The organism is Thiobacillus denitrificans (genome assembly GCF_001530125.1).
GTDB classification, from domain to species: domain Bacteria; phylum Pseudomonadota; class Gammaproteobacteria; order Burkholderiales; family Thiobacillaceae; genus Thiobacillus; species Thiobacillus denitrificans_C.
The window spans coordinates 1-542 of record NZ_LDUG01000067.1 but is presented as its reverse complement, the minus strand read 5'-3'; the positions used below and the strand labels follow the sequence as shown (position 1 = coordinate 542).

Annotated in this window: 1 protein-coding gene and 1 pseudogene; one reads left to right on the top strand and one right to left on the bottom strand. The window is 58.5% G+C overall.

Features of this window, described 5'->3' with window-relative positions:
- Window positions 1-195, top strand: a 195-nt coding sequence (locus ABW22_RS17550; protein ID WP_162264502.1) for a hypothetical protein, incomplete at its 5' end; no start/stop codon positions are given.
- A gap of 79 nt (window positions 196-274) precedes the next feature.
- Here ABW22_RS17550 and ABW22_RS16360 read toward each other — a convergent pair.
- A pseudogene (locus tag ABW22_RS16360) lies at window positions 275-542 on the bottom strand (hypothetical protein); the annotation flags it as partial.

Below are 542 nucleotides of genomic sequence, written 5' to 3'. Positions count from 1 at the left end.
GAAATGGTGGCCCGCAATGCTGGTTTCAAGCCAGTTCCTGACATGGGACCAGTCCTCCTGCACCGCCTCGGCGCCTTTATAGGCCAGCACGCCTATCCTTACCGTCGCCGTATTTTCCGTGTCCGCAAGGGCTGGCTGAAACAGCAAACCCGCTCCCATCAACAAGGCCCCAAGCCGGAAAAGCAGGCGAAATAAAAACTTGTGCTTCATATTCCGCCAATAAAACCGGGGCGCTGCCGCTTTAAAAAATAGCAAAAGGAAATAGCCCAGGGCTTTACTGGAACGCCACTTCCGAAAAGCTGCGCAGCTTGCGGCTGTGCAGCTGGCTGCTGCCCTCGGCGCGCAGCAGTTCGACCGCGCGTATGCCGATGCGTAAATGCTGGTCTACGCGTTCGCGGTAAAAGTGATTGGCCATGCCGGGCAGCTTGATCTCGCCGTGCAGCGGTTTGTCGCTCACGCACAGCAGCGTGCCATAGGGCACGCGAAAGCGAAACCCGTTGGCGGCAATGGTGGCGCTTTCCATGTCCAGCGCAATCGCCCGG